Below are 19383 nucleotides of genomic sequence, written 5' to 3'. Positions count from 1 at the left end.
TTTAATATTTCCTATTCAACCTCTATTTTTCGCTTTCACGAAGGTTTTAGATGCTAAAAACAAACAACTTATATAATATTGAACAACCAATTCTTAGAGGGGTACACATATTCTTCTCTAAGATTTTAAATTTAAATATTTATAAGTATGACATTTTCAGATCCGACTATTGAAGCCGCAAAAACACAAACAACTCAAGGTCTTGTACTGCAAGGCTACTGTAATAGCATTTTACAACAACCTTTTGTTGATTTTTCAGAATTCACCAATTTATCAAAGATCCAAACTAATATAAATGATGGGTTGCAAAACGCTAAAGACAATGCGAAAACCTATCTTAATGGTATCCAGAATAATATTATAAGTAATATTAGTAGTATTTCGAATTTCTATAATTTGTATTCAGCGGTACCTACAGTCCTTCCACCTGATGCTACCGAAGCACAATGGTTAAGTATTTTACAAGCTATGAAAAGTCAAACAGATACCTTTATTGAAGCCAGTGATCTCGTTATCATAGACTTGGGGAATTTAAATTCGAATATAAATACAGATGTGGCATTTTTTAATAAAACGATTAATGACCTCAACGCTATCGTTGGGGGTAACAACGGTATGTTAGCCTCTTTAGATAAAAATATTAAAGATCTTGATAAACAAATTGCAGGCACCATTGCTGGCACTGTTATTAGCGGACTAGCCATTGTAGGTGGAGTAGTTATGATTGGTGTAGGAGCCATTGGGACTCCTTTTTCGGCAGGAGGGTCTATCCCATTAATTGCTGGTGGTGTGGCCGTTACAGTGACAGGTATAGGAGGTACCGTAGCCAGTGCTCTTACGCTTAAAGGTCTCTATGATGCAAAAGCTTCAGTGTTACAACAAAAATCTTCACTAACAAGTGAGGTCAACTTAGCCGAAGGGATTAAAAGTGGCTATAGTTCTTTAGGTTTTGGAGCTTCAGAAGCAGTGACAGCTACCAGCCAAATGAAAAATGCGTGGGTTTCTATTAATAGTGATTTAGATAATCTGTCTCTTAATCTTCAAAATGGTATTATTAGTACCGATAGTGTTAGACAATTATTTTTAACAGCTGCAAATGAAACCATTCCATTCATTCTTGAAGATGTTAGTTTGATAAAACAACAAATGGCAGGTGTAAATGTAAGCGTTAGTGCTGAAGATATGAATGTTGGGGAATATGCAGTGCATTTAGCAGAGCAAGCAACGGCTGCCTAGAGAATTTTTTAATTACTAAAAACAAAGTCATGGAAATTTTAAGAAATCATATAAAAAATATAGAAACCTCACAAAAAGAAACGACTACAAATGGTCTTGTATTACAGAGTTATTGTAACTCTATTTTACAGCAACCGAACTTAGACTTTTCTTCATCTGAAGATTTAGTAGGTATACAGAATAGTATAAATGATAGTATTGAGAACGCTAAAGAAAGTGCCAATAGTTACTTAAATGACATAAACCCTAAAATCATCAGCTCGCTATCTGACCTTAAGAGTTATTTTACAGTCTATCGTGTGGTACCTGTTACCTTACCAGAGGGGGCTACCGTAGATCAATGGTTATCTGTACTTACGGTAATTAAAGGCCTCACTGAGAATAACCGTAGAAATAGTGAAACCATAGTACAAGGGTTAAATGATTTAAGTATTCGACTAAAAGCAGATGCCATTGCATTTAATGAATTAGCACAAAAAGCAAATGAAATGATCTCAGGGGACCAAGGAGAGCTAGCAGATATATCTGATGAACTTAAGTCTATCGATCGTAGTATCAATGCGCAAATTTCAGCCATTGTTGGTGAAGGGATTGCTATTGCAGGGGGAGCCGTGATGATTGGTATGGGTGCTATTGCTTCGCCCGTTGGAGCCGAACTGATTGCTGGAGGGGTTGTTACTGTAGCTGCAGGTGGAGCTTTACTGGCTGCTTCTATTATAGAATTGAAGGATTTATACAATCAAAAAAACGGTTTATTTCAATCTAAAGCAACATTGGAACAAGAAATCTTGCTATTGGGAGGTATCGAATCTGTAATGGACAGTCTATCAGATCAAGCTAAAATCGCAGCAGAAGCGTCTGAAGGAATGACGACTATTTGGAAGGATGTATCAGTAAATTTAGACCGTTTGATCAATGATTTAACAAATGGTATCACTAGTACTGATGAGGCTAGAACTTTCTTTTTAAATAGTGCTAATAATGAAATAGCGGATTTACAAGACACTATAACAACGATTACCCAACAATTGGCGGGTGTTGTGACCATTACCTTGCCAGAAGGAGAAACCGTTATTGATTACCTAGAGAAGGTAAGCTAGTAATAATACCTTTTCTCAAATGAAATTACCGACTAAAATCGTTTCTTTTTAGTACATGCTTCAAAATAAAATGCATCGATAGCGCTGCTATCCCTAAATTTTCTTTTTCGTCTGAACCAAAAATAATTCAATTCATATTTCGGTAATTTCATATAAGAACTGGTATGATTTAACCCAAAGAGGTTGTCTACTTAAATAATTCATATAGGTTAGGCAACCTCTTTACTCAATTTAGTATAATTAAACTTATTCATAGAAATCAAAATGGTAAAAGGGTATTTATCACAGCTTGTTAACGTAATTAAGGAGTACCAAGTTCAACTTAGTAAAGGGGAAACATTACCAGTTGAATCTGAAAAAATCAAACAACAAGCATTGCTCATTATTGATGAAAGCGTTTCTTCAATTCAGAATGTTCAAAAATTGTTACAAAAACAAGCAAAATCTATACATAATGATTTGTTACAAGCATTATCAATGGTCTATACCGATAAAGAAAAATGTTTGTTATTGCTATCCAGGGTTGATAAGATGGTATTTGAAGCGAATCATTGTCTTAACGAAGAGTTAAAAAAGAATTACATTATTCAAGAACATTTTTTTTCTTATTCACAAGAATTACATAAGCATTTTAAAGCATTAGAAATTGAAGATGCTAAGATTAGGGTCGAAGCTCAAAAAGCCAAGGATAAGGCAAAAAAATATGAAAAGGAACGCTATTATTTTTTGGCACTTGGCCCCTTTGGATTAGCAGGCTTGGCCACTGCAACAGGACTTTTTACGTCGTGGAGTACCAAAGCAAGTAATGCTAGTAAAAAGGCATCGAAGAGTAAGGCGCAGCTTGAAGGATTACAAGCATCTCGAGATCAGATTAAAATGACTCAAGATAGTTTTGGGTTATGCATAGGCGCATTGTCAGGGGTAAAAAATACCTTAGCGTTTCTATCATCAGGGCTTCACAATATTATGCAAAATAATGGGAATGAAAATGAGGCTCCAACACTATTAGCACTTTACCTAAATGCATCAATTAGCGAAGTTACAATACTTATGCAGGATATTGCTTAATCCTCAATTCATAGAGATAAATACTCACAAAAGGGAATTCAAAAATGGGGTAGACTAGAAGGGTCTAGGAGAAAGAAATATAGGGCGAAATTCTACTCTGAAGAATGGTTGGCGCAGAAATATACCAGAGTTTTCCAACCATCCACATCGGGATTTTGAGTTAAGTCATAAGGTTTTGTAAATAACTCTTATTTTGAACTATACTAAGACTGTGCTTCAGAGTTGTTGAATAAAAGCAACTTATAAGACCCTGAAACAAGTTCAGGGTGACGACTCAATTACATACCCCTGAAAAAACTCAAATACTTTTTCAAAATTAGTATGATTAAGAATTTAGTCTTTTTTATGTTCTTGCTCTGTATGAATGTTCGTTTCCATTAATCACATTTTATTTTCGTCATACATAGCATTAGATATGCCTAACATAACTCCGGTTTTTGCCTAAACATAACTTTTTGGGAATGATCCTTGATAATTATGTGTTCTTAGAAACACGTTCCAAACGAAATGACACTCATTAGAATAGTACTAAAAATATTTAACAGTATGACATATAGTTTTTGATTTTAAAATTAGGATAAATTACTGAATTTGAGCACTTAAGATAGCTTGGTATTTGCAAAGGATAGCTGAACGGGATCAACTTTAGTTAATCCCTCTGGGGGTCACTACTAATTAAAGTCCCTTGTAAATACTAGTGTTTGCAAGGATTTTTTTTGTTTTTGATACATTTCTATACTTAAAAACAGAGCATGGTATCATTATTGCACGATTTGTTTTAGAAGTTTGAACTCGATCATTTTCACAATCACGGCCACAAGTTGCAATTTCTTGAACAGGCAAAGAGCGCATAAATATGGGGTATTTACCCTTTGTAATTTAAAAAAAGTGTTTCTAGATTTGATCTCATACCGTTTTGTATATAAAACAAATAATAATTAATTTAATTATTGTTATTCTCTTCATTTAACGGGTTTATCGTATATACCTAATAATTAATTAAACTAAATGAAATGGATCAATATATTATTAGTACTTAGTGTATGTTTTTTGATGCATTGTTCAGAAGTTTTTTCTCAAGAGCAAAATTCATACTATGTAAGACACTACGATATTTTCAATGGCTTGTCGAATAACTGGATATCAGAAATTTTTCAAGATCAAGATGGTTTCATTTGGTGTGCTACTCAGAACGGATTAAATCGATTTGACGGTGAAGATTTTACAGCCTATACCTATCGTCCAGGCGACACTATGAGTCTTGGCGCTAATTGGGTGAGGTCAGTCATTCAACTTAAGAATAAACAATTCTTTTTAGGTACTCATGGCAATGGTTTAAATCAAATGGATCCGTACTTAGAACTGTTTTCCAGTCCATTATCTCAGTCTAAAATCGAAGAAGAAATTGTTGTTATTAATAAATTAGCTAAAGATGAAGGGGAAAACCTTTGGATTTCTTCTTCAAGCGGTGCTTTTTGTTATAATCCCGAATCTAAAAATCTAAAACAGTTGTATAAATACAGAGTCTCGGATATTTCTGTATTTAGCGGTGCTACTCCTTTGCTGACAACACCAAAAGGAATATTCATTGTAGAAAAAGACAGCACGTATCAATTACCACTGTTAAAAGATAAAAATGTTACAGCTGTTTTCAGGATACAAAAAGATAGTATTCTCGCTTTTGCAGATCATACTTTATATCTTCTCAAAGAAATAAAGAATACATGGTATCAAGAGAATTTGTCATTTAAAACCACATTTGCTCCCACTACATATAGCAAACCATTTATCTTTCAGGATAAAGCTGATCAGATTTGGGTTAACGGAGGGCAATGGATATGGAGATTTTCTCATGACCTTCAATTACAAGAATCTTTTGAACTATCTTCTTTATTAAATTTTAATCTTTCGGATAGGTTAAATGCTCATTGTATGTTTCAGGATAAGGAAGATAATTACTGGATAGGGACTAATCTTGGAGTTTTTCAGCTTATTCCACATAAAACCTTTAGACATCCAATGTTAGAGAAATTGGGAATAACTCTAGGAGGGGTTCGAGAAATTGTGGAGTGCAATGAGCAAGTTTGGTTTGCAACCTCAGAAGGTTTATATGTATGGAAAAAAGAAACCATGGAAAAACCTCAATTGATCTACAAAGACAGAATAATAGCGATGCACTGTACTAGTGATGATTTTCTTTATGCAATTCCCACTAAAAGTGCTAAGATAATATCATTGCTGAAAATAGATACAAATACTAAATCTGTTGAGAAGATTCCTATAACATTACCATCTATTAGCTGTTGGCGAATCGTAGAAGATAAAAATAAGCGGCTATGGATTGCCGAATGGAATTATATGGTGGCCTATGATCTAAAAGATCAGGATTATTTTGCAGTCTCTCTAAAAAAGAACGGTGTTGACCTCGGTCTTCGTATTATAGATATGCTAATAGATAATATTGATAATTTATGGATAGGAACTATGAGTGAAGGGCTTATCAAAATCTCAAATATTAGTACTCTTGATAAAAACAGACCCCCTAAATATCAACAGTTTCTTTATGACAAAGACGACCCTTATAGTATAAGCTCTAATTTGATACAATCCATTCATCAGAGTAATGATGGAAAACTGTGGATAGGAACAGATGGAGGGTTAAATTGTTTTGATCCCCAGCGAGAACAATTTCAACGGTTTATAAGAAATGATCAAATGCCAGATGATAAAATTCTAAATGTAACCAGTGATAAAAATGGAACTCTTTGGTTAAGTACGGTCAGTAATGGAATTACTTCTTTTGAACCGGAGAACAATGAATATCGCACCTATACTACAAGAGATGGTTTGTATGATAATTCTATGTTATTAAGTTCCGTTTTTCAGAATGAAAAAGGATATATTTGGATGGGAAGTACTAGTGGGGTGCAATATTTTCATCCAGATCAAGTCACACAACGGCCTAAAATTAAACCTAATTTAAAGTGGTTGTCCTATACCAAACATCAATCCGATACACTACAAGTTTTTCGTTTCCCTTCAGAAGGAGCTTCAAAAGAGAACCCTATTAAGGTTACATCAAAAGATCAAAGTATTACGTATCAATTTTCTGCACTAACATACAAAGAACCACAAAATGTTCGATATCGGTTTCAACTAGAGGGGTATCATAAAGATTGGCTACCAATTCAAAAAAGTGGGACAATTATTATATCCAATGTGCCTAAAGGTACCTACAAGTTACTAGCAGAAGCATTTGATGTTAATGATAGTTGGCGTAGCGTTCATGATCCAATTCATATTCGGGTAATTCCTCCGTGGTATCAAACAAATTTAACCTACTCATTATATGTATTATGTATAGCCATACTACTATTTACAGGATATGGTTTGCAATTACGAAGAAAAATAGCAGTCTCCGAAAAAATACATTTTAAAGAGCTATCGCAAACCAAAACACGATGGTTTACTCAGATTGCACACGAGTTTAGAACTCCTTTAACCGTTATATTAGGCGCCGTAGATCAAATGAAACATAAATTACCCGGTCGACTCAATAATCAACTTGACACACATTTTACACAGATACAAAATCAAACCAATCACTTATCAAAACAGGTTGGCCAGATCTTGGAAATTGCCCAAATGAAAAAGAATCGACTAACAATACAAAATACTGTTGGAGATTTTATTGCTTTTCAACGTTATATATTAAAGTCTTTTTCTTCGTTAGCTGCATCTAATCAAGTACAACTTCAGTTTTTTACATCCAAGGATACCCTGTATACTTCCTATGACGAAGATAAATGGCAGAAAATTACAGCAAACTTGATATCTAATGCTATTAAGTATACGAAAAAAGGAGGAAATGTAATAGTAACTGTTGATTTTATAGATGCTAAGCCACAACCTATGATTCAACTTTGTGTAAGTGATACAGGAATAGGGATATCTGCTGAATTCATGCCCCATCTATTTGATTCTTTTGCCCAAGAGCGAACAGGTGGAATTAAAGGAATAGGTTTAGGATTGGCATTGACTAAGGAGTTGGTAGAACTCATGGGTGGAGAAATTACCGTAGAAAGTAAAAAAGGGAAGGGAAGCGACTTTAAGGTACTGATCCCAGGAACAAAAATAACTCATGAACCAGAAGGTATAATAAAAACAAGCGTTCAAGTCTTAGAAGAAATGTCTAAATCCTTAATCCTTATTGCCGAGGACCATCAGGAGGTTACGGCATATATTAGATTTTGTTTAGCACCGACGTACCGATTGCTTACTGCAACCAATGGCCGTGATGCCTGGCAATTGTGCCAGAAACATATCCCAGACTTAGTTATTTCTGATGTAATGATGCCAGAATGGAATGGATTACAATTAGGGAGTGCGATTCGAGAACATCTAGCTACTAACCATATCCCTCTTATCTTATTAACCGCAAAAACAAGTCAGGATAACCAATTAGAGGGACTAAAAATTGGTGCAGATGCCTATCTTACTAAACCATTTGATCGAGAAGAATTGTTGATACGAGTAAATCATTTAATTGATACCCAAAATAAATTACGAGAAAAATACCAACAAGGAGATTTTAGCCCAAATTCTAATCATAAAAATATTGATGCCTTTATACAATCAGTTATTAAGATCGTGCATAAAAATATGGATAATGATGACTTTAGTGTTCCTCAGTTAGCTGATCAATTAAATATCAGCAGGGTACATTTATTCAGAAAGGTTAGAAACATAACAAATATGTCTCCTACCAAACTTATTAGAAGTGTACGATTACAAGAAGCTAAGAGGTTATTGAGTAAAAAGGAACTAACCATTGCAGAAATTTCTTATCAAACTGGCTTTAAAGATCCTGCGTATTTTACCAGAGTTTATGGAAAGGAATTCGGAAAAACCCCTTCAGAATACAGAAATTAATTCTCTTACGCCCTTATTTTATTATACTTTCCTGCACATGTAACTACAGTACAGGTTTTGGTAACCAGAGTACAATACACTACACTTCATATTCACTAGCTTGCGTACATTATTTATATAAAAATTGAGATTTCTTTTTTTGAAATAACCCATCCCCATCAGTTTTATTAAGTCATAACTCTTTAAAATTTAGCATTATGAGAAAAATGTTTATACTATTAGCTTATGGTATTCTGTTATTATGCTCTTGTGATAAGGATGATAATACTGCATTTGATGAATCTTCAAAATTTAAATATGTCTTTGCAGATAACTCATTAAATAAAGAAAAAACCATTGAATACAAATCTATTAATGGGGTAGATCCGAATCTTTTAAGCTTGGATATCTATTATACTAAAGACACAGATAAGAAAAAGCCAATTGTCATTTATGTTCATGGTGGCGGTTGGTGTTTAGGTGATAAAAAAAATAACATCGAGAAGAAAGTATCCTTGTTTCAATCGCAAAATTGGCTTTTTATAAGCCTTAATTATAGACTTAGCCCATTTCCCTATCAATTATTTAATATAAACAGAGTAAAATATCCAGACCACAATAACGATGTAGCAGATGCTATAGAATGGGTTTATGATAATATTGATCAATATGGAGGAAATCCTGAGAAGATAGCGTTTTTGGGCCATAGTGCCGGTGCTCATTTGGTATCGCTAACAGGTACAAATAAAAGTTTTTTAGAAAAACAAGGGATATCATCTTCTATTATTAAAGGAGTAGCTTCTATAGACACAGAAGGGTATGATGTTTTAGAACAAATAGTGGGTAACAAATATGAAAATAGACTATATATTAACGCATTTGGAGTAAATCAATCTCAATATATAGATGCCTCACCCATACATAATCTGATACATAATACTTCTTACCCAAATTTCTTTATTGCCAAAAGAGGATCTGATGAGAGAAAAGCAGTTGCAAATCAGTTTATTGAAGCATTGAAAAATGCTTCAATTTCGGTTTCTCAAGTCGATGGAAGTGTTTATACACATTCTGAAATTAATAGTGCTATTGGTGAAAAAAATGAAATGATCATTACTCCACCCTTAATCGAATTTATTAAAGATTGCTTTGAGTGAAAGTGCAATTACAACAACTTCATTAAATCAGAACTTTTAAGAATATAATAAAATGAAAAAAATAACTCTAATACTAACGCTATTATGCGGATGTATCGCATTTACCCATGCATATAATACAGAAACCATCAAATGTCTGGATAATGCTACAAGAGAGATTGAAGTAGTACCTTTTGTATTCAATGACGCTTTATTTAATGAAATAATTCATCAGAAACTATTCAATAAAGTAAAAGGATATTCTCTGGTTGTAGGAAATAAGAAAGGGATTCAAGCCAAAGTATCTGGTGGCTGGGCTAAAATACCAGGAGATGGAAATCTACCTATGAAAACGAATGTTGCCTCAGGAATAGGTTCTGTTTTTAGCCCAAGGCATAAATAAATGTATTACCACAAACTGATTATAAACGATAAAATCAAAAATCATGAAAAAATCAAAAATCATTTCAAAGTTGAACAAATACCTTCTCATAATCTCAACAATCATACTCATTTCTATGTACATAAGTTGCCAAAAAGAGCATATACCCGATGATGTGGCTGAAAGCTCATTAAATTCTCCTGCCACACCAGAAATCTATACAGGTTCGCTAAGAGGAAAACAAGTTACTCAGAAATATTTCGGTAAAGATGTTACATTCGAAGAAATTGACGGACAATATGAACTAGGAGATATTATATTGTCTAAAGAACAAATAAAAAAATCTAATAATGTCAATGTTAAAGGAACCATAACAAATATGGTATCAAAACATTGGCCTAAAGTAGGAAATAGCTATGAAATCCCTTATACCATTGACAATAATTTGCCAAATATAAATCGAATTCTTTCAGCTATAGCTCACTGGGAAACTTATACTAAACTTAGGTTTGTTTTAAGAGATAATCAAGTAGATTATATTCGTTTTCGTAGAAGCGATGATGTATGTAAGTCAGCATTGGGAAAAACAGGAGGTGTCCAAAGTATATTTTTAGCTGATGCTTGTACCAGAGGAAATACTATCCATGAAATAGGGCATGCTATTGGTTTATTCCATGAACAGTCGCATCCTAAATATAATGATTACATCACTGTAAATTATCAAAATATAAAATTATATGCCTTAGGTAATTTTTATCCTCAAGCCCCTTCAGCAGTAAGAAATAATAAATTTAATTTTAAATCTATTATGATGTATGGGTCTTATTACTTTTCTAAAAATGGATTGCCTACTATTGTAAAAAAGGACGGAAGTACATTTTCTGTTCAAAGAGATGCGCTTAGTGGTAGAGATATTAAAATTGTAAATAAAATTTATAATTAACCTATGTACAAATATTGCCCCAGATAGCACTTGTAGCTAAGATTGCAGAAATGAAATATTTGCAGCCTCATTTAAGAAAGCACCAAATTCTAATTGGAAAGTGAAGTATTCTTTACTTATATCAAATCTGAAACCAACAATAGACGATATGGAAAATAAAGGAATGATTCCTGTATCTGTGAATGCCTATACTCATAAAGGTAAAAACTATTGTACTGCCATTTTTATAAAGCAGCAGCAGAAATACAGGTACGTCGTTGGTAAGGGGCCAATAAAATATTTAGAAACTTTCGAAAAGAACACTAAAAAAGACTATGATCTAAAATCGATAACTGGTTATGGTGAAGGGTCTAAGCATCGATTTGCAGCATTATGGTGGAAATAAACAAACGTATTACCGGTAATCTTTTATAAATATTAACTTTTAAAATCAAACACTTATGAAAACAATTAAAATCATAGACATTATTTTTATGTTAGTTATACTTGGTTTCCTTTCATGTGAAAAAGCCGATGTAATGAGAGAAGATACTATACGACAATCTCTTGAGGGGGATCAAAATGTTTCGATAACTCTAGAAAACGAAAATAAAATTTCATTCTTCAAACATGAAATAGATGAGGTTTTTATTCTCGAAGAGAGCAATTGTTCTAATTGCTCGGTTCTCGAAAACATTATTGCTATTACGGGAAAAGAATTATCCGAAGCAGAAATTTTTTGGGCATTATCCAAACCTGAAGATGTAGTTCCAGCATTTTTACAGATGAATCAGGTTCTGGGCAAAACCTCTTCCAAACCTCAGGGATGGGCAAGGAATCAGGTTCAAAAATATACTAAAGGGTTCGAAAACCCTACGCCTAGCCCTGTGATTGCGTGCAAAAACAGTAATTTTACCAGTGCTATTGCTGGAGGATTTTTAGGAAACCCAGAATTTGTAAAATTAGACAAAAAACCACTTACATATTCCAGTTTTACAAATGACTGCAATAACCTTTCTGATGATATGTGTCAAAAAGGGAAGAGATATCGGTATTCGGCTACTTTTAACAATATTAAAAAATGGAGAGGAAAAATATGTGCTAGATCTGTTCAGAATTCAAACAATGATCATTATCTTCCTAATATTATTTGTGATAGTCCTCCCTGCACAGCATATCGTGGCCCAGTATTGTATTTCGAATTTAAAAAAGATGGTGTTTGGAAACCAATTAAAGTGTCAATCCAACAAGGTATTGAAATACCCGCAAACAAAACCAAAGCATATAGTTTTTATAAAAATGCATCAAAAAAAAGATCTTATAGAATACGGGTAAAAAATGCTATGAAACTTGATGAATTTGATTTTATGATGGATAAAGCAGGAACAGATTCTTCTGGAGGTTCTACTGGAGGTGGAGGTTCTACCCAAAATGAAGACGTTATCCCTGATTATATAAGTATAAACGATAATAATAGAATCATTGTCGACTTCACCAACGCTCCTGATGATATCCAGACTCCTCGGATAAGTATTCATAGAGATGCATTGAGAAGTAATGATTCTATGTACCATTACTTTGATAATAATGGAAATATTATTCTTCCTAAGAACTTTTGTGGGATCAAAATAAGAAAAGTGGACAGCTTTCAGTGGCAAGACAAAAACGGTAATGTGGTTAATAATACTGTATTTAATAAGGTAGATGATTTGTATAATTATGGAGAGTACAATGAACTCTATGCTTTAGAGGGCATTGAATTCATCGGTCCACTAGATAATTGTAGAGGTGCTAATTCTAATTGGTTTTTCAAATTCCCTTTAACACATAGTAATAGCCCTACAATTTTTACAAAACCTCTAAAACTTATTATAGAAGGTGTAAGTTTTGATTCAGAAATCATATTTTTAGAATAAAATTCTATCAATTTTCGTAATAGTTTTGCAAAAGAGATCTCTATAAACAAAATAACTTTTTTAATTTCAAGATGTTATACGATATCAAGGAACAGGACTCGAATCTGTGACCTTTGGGTTATAAGTCTTAAGATTCAGATTTTATTATAAATGATAATGAAAGAATAGAGCTTTTTAATGAATAAGTATAAATATCATGTCAAATAATGATTTTTTAAATTGACTGATAGTCTAATGATTAAGGCAATATCTTCTTCTAAAAAATTTGAATTCTTTCCCTCTGGGGTCACTACTAATTAAAATCCCTTGTGAAAACTAGTTTTTACAAGGGATTATTGATTTTTGTAAAATAATACTAAGATTATAAATTGCCAATAATCAGTATTAAAAAATTTAAATTCGTTATTTAGCTATATAGGAAAAGGTTTGCTTTTGAAAATCTTCTTTACTTTTTCTAATATTTCTTCTTTTTTCAGGTTCAAGAGAATTTAAAGTAGAATCGAGATAAGTTAGCATATCTTCAATTTTATTATTTAACAATTTTTACAATACCTCTATCAATAATATCTAATGCTGTTGTGATGTTAGACATATCAGTAAACAACTCATCTGTTTTTCCTGAATGATGACTATGCCCAATTGGCTCGAATAAAAAGTTCTTAGACAGCCCAAATTTATCTAAATCTACATCAACTGCATAAACAATAGCAGGTTGACCAACTCTACCTGAACCACTATAAATACTATCATTTGGAAAACGATCTTTACTATAATATTTGTTCCAGTTAAATGATTGATTGACCTCCATTAAAACTCTAAACTTTTTCAATTTTCCAAGTTTCGCTTTAGAATTAATGATGAAATCATAGGTTGGAGTTGCACCAGAAACAGCATCGATATCGTAAGCTTTTCTTAAAGGAATAAATAATCCGTCAGAAGCTCTAATGCCTCTTTTGTGCGACCAATATGGTAGCGATTCTGGACGACGAACAATAGCGGGTTTCCAAATTCCGTTTTTGTCTGGTTTACCATTTACATACTTGCTTGTTGCAATAGATTTGGGTACAAATAAACTTTCAATATAATTTCCGTCTATATCTTCTACCCAAATTACCATCATTGCATAACGAAATGCGTCCCCTATTTTTACATCTATCTCTACCGTAACTTCGTTAATTTCATTTTTTATGTTAATACTTTGCGTTCCGTCTTCTAACGTTTCTTTTCCTTGTAGACTATTACGATATTCATTTCCGAAATCATAAATTTTGTTAAATCCAGAAACATTAAATAACAATCCTGTGAACAAAATTCCTGCAATAAAAAGTAATGTGATAAAACGAACATTCAAAAAGTTATTCTTTGAATTTATACTATACATTTTTAATGGCTTTATATTGTTGGTGATATGAAAAACTACCAAAATCGAAAATAGAAAACCAAAAACTGTATGCATTGATGCCGTAATTTTGTAATAAGGTTTTATATACATTAAAACTCCTGTTATGCTTACTATTAAAAATATTAGTGCAATGCTTATACTTACTAATTTTCTAGATTTCATCTGTTCTTTTTTATTGTTCTTTATATGCCAGATAGAACTTGTTATTGATCATATCGGTTGGTATTAACCTAATTATTATAGCCTTATAATTTAAAAATCAAAACGATAATTGGCTTTAAATGCCACACCCCAATTTGTTCTTGAGATACGTTTATTGAAGTTATCGGTAACGACAAAATAGATATATGATAAAGGTTTATATTCCCATTGTAAACGACTGTTGATATTGAAGTTATTTTGTTGAGTATTATACTGCACATAGGTTGTCCAATTCAAACGATTACTAAAAAATACTTCACCTGTAAAACGCGCTAAATGAAATGTGTCTTTTCCTAGATGTTTAAGATCAATATGATTCAATGAATAATTAATGTTTAACTGCGCAAAAGGTAAAAGTCGATATCCTAAAACAGTTTCAAAACCACTTCTTTTTCCATTAAAATATCCGCCATGAAAAACTTCCGTTGCATAATAGAAGTTTTTATTACTTGAACGGTTATCGTATCCAATTTTAGCATCAATAGTATTGTAAATATCTGGTTGAATAGGATTACCACTATTTAAAATATCAAATCCGTATTGAAGATTGAAGTAATTATGTGTCAAATTGAAAAATAAAGATGACAAATTCTTCTTAAACCAGACTGAATTACCTAATACTGTAGACATCTCGGTAAGTGTGCCTTTGCTATTCCAAAACGTATCATTTACTACCGACAAATAACGAAAACGATCTATAGAATTAGATTTTATTGGATAATAATTTTTTTGAAAAACGAAATAAGAATCTAAATACGAATCCCGAATGACCAGGTTGTTTATGGCATCATAATTATAAAGTCTTGGTGTAAAACCAACATCGGCTATAAAGTTTTTGTCTACCGTTTTAAATGCACCTTTAACATAAGTTTTTCGTGTGTTGTATTGTCCTTCGATATTGAAAAAGTTATTGTTTGAATTGATATTATTGCTAAAGCTTTTTCCGTAGTTCGTCTGTGCTGACCATAAATTGTTTTTTGATTTGTAATTTAAGTTCAAGCCAAAAACTTGGTTGTAATCGTTCTTAAAATCAAATCTGTTGGTTTGTTGTCTGTTTATCCAATATGCTGTGGTTGTAAAAGCTCTTGATAATTTTTGTCGACCCACCACAACAGCATAATTTTGTGCGTCGTTTCCATCGGCTTTTTCGGTTTGAGCATTTAAAATTCCGATACGTGTATTAGGCGAAACATTTCCCGAAAGTTTTAATCCAAATTGCATATCGGTCGTTCCGCCGATTATTCGAGAGTAAAATGGATTGACACCAAAGGCTCCTAAATTATTAAACAAATCACTGTTTTCTAAAAAGAAATTTCTTCGTTCTGGAAAATTAACTGCAAAACGGGTTAAATTAACTACTTGTTGGTCAACATCTACTTGCGAAAAATCAGGATTAATAGTCGTATCTAATCGTAATGAAGACGTGATATTATACTGTGCATCTATGCTTGGTTTAAAGGTAGATTCATCTGTATTATTAGGGACATCTTTTTCGTAATTATACGCTACCGAAGGCACTAACATAAATTTTGAAGTATTGGTTTTGGGTAAATTTTCAATAGTCACATCTTCTGTAAAACGTAAATCAAACTGAAAAAAGTTACGTGACATATCGGTATATGTCATCCATAAATTTGTTTTAAAATCTCTATAGAAGAATTGAATTCCCCAAGTATTGTTATTTATATCAAAATTTAATGCTTTAAACGGAATTTCTATTTCATATACTTTTTTAGTTCCTTCAACCGAAGTTTGCGAATACCAAATGGCATTCCAGCTTTCATTAAAATTGTAGTCTGTTCCGTTAAAGTCTACCAGCGCATCTACTTGTGTATTTGCTGCGTTCAGTGTAAAATAATAGCCGTTATTTTCTTTATTGAATGGATCAAGTATAATTCCAAAAGCATCACTACTTACAACAGCATCTCCATGATTATCACGCTTTAATGTGCTAATTTTACTTTGTAATGTCGTATCGTAATATTCAACACCTATATAGAGATTTTTACCATCATGAAATACCCTCACTTCTGTTTTGTTTAATACTTTACCTTCATCGTTAGGGTAATAATTATTAAAATCTGTAAACATTTGAATATTTTGCCAAATAGGTTCATTCAATTTTCCGTCAATTTTTACAGATTCTACAGAAAAAGGAATTGTTTTATTTTGAGCATATCCGCAGAAATAGAAACCGATGACCGTTAAAAAAATGAATAGTTTAGTTTTCATCTATAAGTCGATAAGCAGTTAATTTATGTTGTAACATAGCAGGTACTAATACCATTTTTAATTCGGGGATGTAGGCAATGTCGGCAGAATTAACTTTTTCTTTCGTAGTATCCAAAAGCATGGTTTTATCACCATTTTTAGTTACATAATGTATCATTCCTTCCCAACTCGAAATTAAATAATCGTCATTACCAATGGCTATAATTCCATCTGGGTTTGATATGTCTTTTGTTACTGTTTTTGAGGTTTTGGTTTTTAAGTTATAGCTCTTAATTGTCTTGTCTCCCAGGCCAATGAGGATATTCCCTTTTTCATATAACACTCCGTTTGGCCATTCTAAATCATTCTTTAAAATGGTTACTATTCCATCTTTTAGGACGAATAATTTTCCGCTTTTTGTTCCACTTCCATAGATAGCTCCATCTTCGCTTGATGTTAAATCATTGATACGTTCTGTACCTTCAATTTTATGTCTCTTAACTATTTTTGATGTATTTATATCGATCTCTAAAACAGTATCAAAATCTGCAACAAATAACTTATCCTTGTAAATAGCTGTTCCTGTTGGTCCTTCGATGTTATCAATCCATTTATGGTTTTTGATTTTTCCGTTTATATCAACTTTACTTATAAACCCTTTTCCGTTAGGTTTCATCCAATGTCCATTAATGCTTGTAACATAAAGTATAGTATTCCTTTTGTCATAAATAGCAGATTCTAAATCATTTAAAACGGTATCGGTTTCCCACAGTTTTATCAGTTTTGGATTCTTTAATGACTTTGTAAAACTTGATTTTTGTGAAGTACATAATTGTACCGAAAAAGCAGTAATTACTACTAAAACTAAAATAGCTTTCATAATTGTATTTATTTTGTAGTTCAAAACTACAGTCCAATTGAGCAGTGATTTTAAAAAGAGGACAAGACATGAGTTTTAGTGTACATAAACCCCAAAACATATTTGTAACTCGTATAAGCTTGTTTGTATTCTTATTTTACTTGTTCGTACACAAATTATTATATATAGGCGGCTTTGTTGTATTTTTATGAGTTGAAAATGAAGCGTTTTTTTAAAATATTTAACCTACCCGTTTATAAACACACTCTATTTTGGATTGTTGTTTTCTTGTTCTACACAACATCCTCAAGAGAACGATTTAATACTACTGAAGAAATTATAGTAACCTATTTTTTTCACGTGGTTTTTCAGATTATAATTGCTTATACAATATTATATTTTATTGTATCTAATTATCGAAAAGACAAGAGTATTGTTAAACTTATCGCTTCAATTATAGTGTTATTTTTCTTTATTAATTTTTTATATGTTTCTATAAGAATGTCTTTTCTTGAAAAAGCATATCCTGATTGCTATAAAGTGTTTTTAGATAAAAACGGATATCTTACGTTTTGGGAACGTGTCTTTGATTTAAAAACTATTTTCTTTCATTTGCCACTGTTTTATTTACAACCATTATTCTTTTTGGTGGGGTTAAGGTTTTATGAAAACCAGTACAAGCTTTCGAAAATTAGAGAACAGAAAAGGGCAGTAGAATTAAAAGCGTTGAAGCATCAGCTAAATCCTCATTTTTTATTCAATACGCTAAATAACCTGTATGTGTTGTCTGTAGAAAAATCTGATAAAGCACCAGAAATCATTGAAAAACTCTCAGATATATTAGACTATATGTTATATGGTAGTGATAAAAAATTTGTGCATATTCAAAAAGAAATTGAACTTATTGAAAATTATTTAGCATTAGAACAAGTGCGTTATGAAGATAGAGTTTTGGTGTCGTTTAATAACTCAATAATCGAAAATATTAAAATAGCACCTTTATTACTATTAACATTTATAGAAAATTCTTTTAAACACGGTGTAAGTCAGGAACTAAAAATGGCAGCTGTAAAAATTGATTTATCTTCTGAAAAAGAGCACATAATTTTCAATATTTTTAATACTAAGCCTTTGTCAACAGTAGAAAAATTAATTCAAAAAAAATCAATAGGTTTAACCAATGTAGAACAACAACTTAATTTATTATATCCTGATGCTTACGATTTAAAAATTGAAGAAACGTCGAAAAGTTTTTCAGTAAATTTAAAACTCAAAAAACATTAAAAATGTACAAGTGTTTGATAATTGATGACGAAAAATTAGCAAGACAACTCATTGAAAATCATGTTGCAAAAATTGATAATTTTGAAGTTGTTTTTTCTTGTAAAAGCGCCATAGAGGCAATTAATATATTAAATTCAGAACATATAGATTTACTTTTTTTAGATGTTGAAATGCCTGTTTTATTGGGAACGGATTTTTATAAAAACCTCTTTCAAAAACCTAAAGTAATTTTCACCACTGCCTACCGAGAGTATGCTGTTGAAGGATTTGAATTAAATGCTATTGATTATTTAGTAAAACCAATAACATTCGGCAGGTTTTTTAAAGCAATAGAAAAGTTTTTAGCTTCACAATACCACAAAATTGAAATACAAGCTTCTTCAGAAACATTACAGAGCAAGAACTATATTTTTGTAACAGCAGACAGAAAGCAGGTCAAAGTACAGTTTGATGATATTCTATTTGTAGAAAGTGTAAAAAACTACATTAAAATTAGAACTGAAAATAAATCACTCCTTGTTAAATTTAGTATTTCTTCATTTCAAGAAGTGTTGGATGCTCGTTTTCTTCGTGTTCATCGTTCATTTATTATCAATAAAGATAAAATAACGGCCTATACAAAACACGATATTGAAATTGGTACTATTGAAATTCCTATTGGAGAGATGTATAAAAATATTTTAACCCAAATAAAATAATTATATCATCAAAAAAGAACAGAATAACGGGTTAACACCTGTTAATCATGCTTTTAT

At 32.0% G+C, this 19383-nt stretch carries 14 protein-coding genes; 11 read left to right on the top strand and 3 right to left on the bottom strand.

The genetic code is table 11. From position 1 onward, the window contains the following. Nucleotides 1-147: 147 nt before the first annotated feature. From DG435_RS15545 to DG435_RS15505, 9 genes are all read left to right on the top strand, one after another. Entirely contained in the window at nt 148-1236 is a 1089-nt protein-coding gene (locus DG435_RS15545; protein WP_106793992.1) for an HBL/NHE enterotoxin family protein, read from the top strand. 29 nt (nt 1237-1265) lie between these two features. Next, nucleotides 1266-2336: an HBL/NHE enterotoxin family protein gene (locus tag DG435_RS15540; RefSeq protein WP_106793993.1), complete on the top strand. Its 1071-nt coding sequence runs from the start codon at nt 1266-1268 to the stop codon at nt 2334-2336. A gap of 264 nt (nt 2337-2600) precedes the next feature. Beyond that, nucleotides 2601-3404, top strand: a complete 804-nt coding sequence (locus tag DG435_RS15535; RefSeq protein WP_106793994.1) for a hypothetical protein — start codon at nt 2601-2603, stop codon at nt 3402-3404. Between the two features lie 1008 nt (nt 3405-4412). Further along, a complete protein-coding gene (locus DG435_RS15530; RefSeq protein WP_106793995.1) occupies nt 4413-8336 on the top strand; it encodes an ATP-binding protein in 3924 nt (1307 codons plus the stop codon). Nucleotides 8337-8533: 197 nt separating this feature from the next. Further along, nucleotides 8534-9472: an alpha/beta hydrolase gene (locus DG435_RS15525; RefSeq protein WP_199852716.1), complete on the top strand. Its 939-nt coding sequence runs from the start codon at nt 8534-8536 to the stop codon at nt 9470-9472. Nucleotides 9473-9524: 52 nt separating this feature from the next. Then, on the top strand, nt 9525-9854 hold the full coding sequence (locus tag DG435_RS15520) for a hypothetical protein (RefSeq protein ID WP_106793996.1): 330 nt from the start codon (nt 9525-9527) through the stop codon (nt 9852-9854). Between the two features lie 115 nt (nt 9855-9969). Then, nucleotides 9970-10776 carry a M12 family metallopeptidase gene (locus DG435_RS15515; protein ID WP_159025690.1) on the top strand — a complete coding sequence of 269 codons (807 nt, stop codon included), beginning with the start codon at nt 9970-9972 and terminating at the stop codon, nt 10774-10776. A gap of 100 nt (nt 10777-10876) precedes the next feature. Next, a complete protein-coding gene (locus DG435_RS15510) occupies nt 10877-11161 on the top strand; it encodes a hypothetical protein (protein WP_255409745.1) in 285 nt (94 codons plus the stop codon). A 55-nt stretch (nt 11162-11216) separates the two neighbouring features. Further along, a complete protein-coding gene (locus tag DG435_RS15505) occupies nt 11217-12671 on the top strand; it encodes a hypothetical protein (RefSeq protein ID WP_106793999.1) in 1455 nt (484 codons plus the stop codon). Between the two features lie 529 nt (nt 12672-13200). On the opposite strand, the gene DG435_RS15500 is transcribed toward DG435_RS15505, so the two are convergent. The 3 genes from DG435_RS15500 to DG435_RS15490 all read right to left on the bottom strand — a co-directional run bounded on the left by DG435_RS15500 (nt 13201) and on the right by DG435_RS15490 (nt 17365). Next, on the bottom strand, nt 13201-14235 hold the full coding sequence (locus DG435_RS15500) for a DUF4405 domain-containing protein (RefSeq protein ID WP_106794000.1): 1035 nt from the start codon (nt 14233-14235) through the stop codon (nt 13201-13203). A 90-nt stretch (nt 14236-14325) separates the two neighbouring features. Beyond that, on the bottom strand, nt 14326-16506 hold the full coding sequence (locus DG435_RS15495; RefSeq protein WP_106794001.1) for a carbohydrate binding family 9 domain-containing protein: 2181 nt from the start codon (nt 16504-16506) through the stop codon (nt 14326-14328). Further along, a complete protein-coding gene (locus tag DG435_RS15490) occupies nt 16496-17365 on the bottom strand; it encodes a hypothetical protein (protein ID WP_106794002.1) in 870 nt (289 codons plus the stop codon). Before DG435_RS15490 ends, DG435_RS15495 begins: the two co-directional genes overlap by 11 nt. Before the next feature lie 198 nt (nt 17366-17563). On the opposite strand from DG435_RS15490, the gene DG435_RS15485 reads away from it, so the two are divergent. Together DG435_RS15485 and DG435_RS15480 are read left to right on the top strand one after the other, a co-directional pair. Next, nucleotides 17564-18628 carry a sensor histidine kinase gene (locus DG435_RS15485; protein ID WP_106794003.1) on the top strand — a complete coding sequence of 355 codons (1065 nt, stop codon included), beginning with the start codon at nt 17564-17566 and terminating at the stop codon, nt 18626-18628. A gap of 14 nt (nt 18629-18642) precedes the next feature. Further along, nucleotides 18643-19326: a LytTR family DNA-binding domain-containing protein gene (locus DG435_RS15480; RefSeq protein WP_234420910.1), complete on the top strand. Its 684-nt coding sequence runs from the start codon at nt 18643-18645 to the stop codon at nt 19324-19326. The last annotated feature ends 57 nt before the right edge of the window (nt 19327-19383 follow it).

Origin of the sequence: Aquimarina sp. Aq78 (assembly GCF_900299525.1) — a bacterium.
Lineage (GTDB): Bacteria > Bacteroidota > Bacteroidia > Flavobacteriales > Flavobacteriaceae > Aquimarina.
Note: the sequence above shows the minus strand (reverse complement) of the source record. Positions and strands in the feature narration are given on the sequence as shown.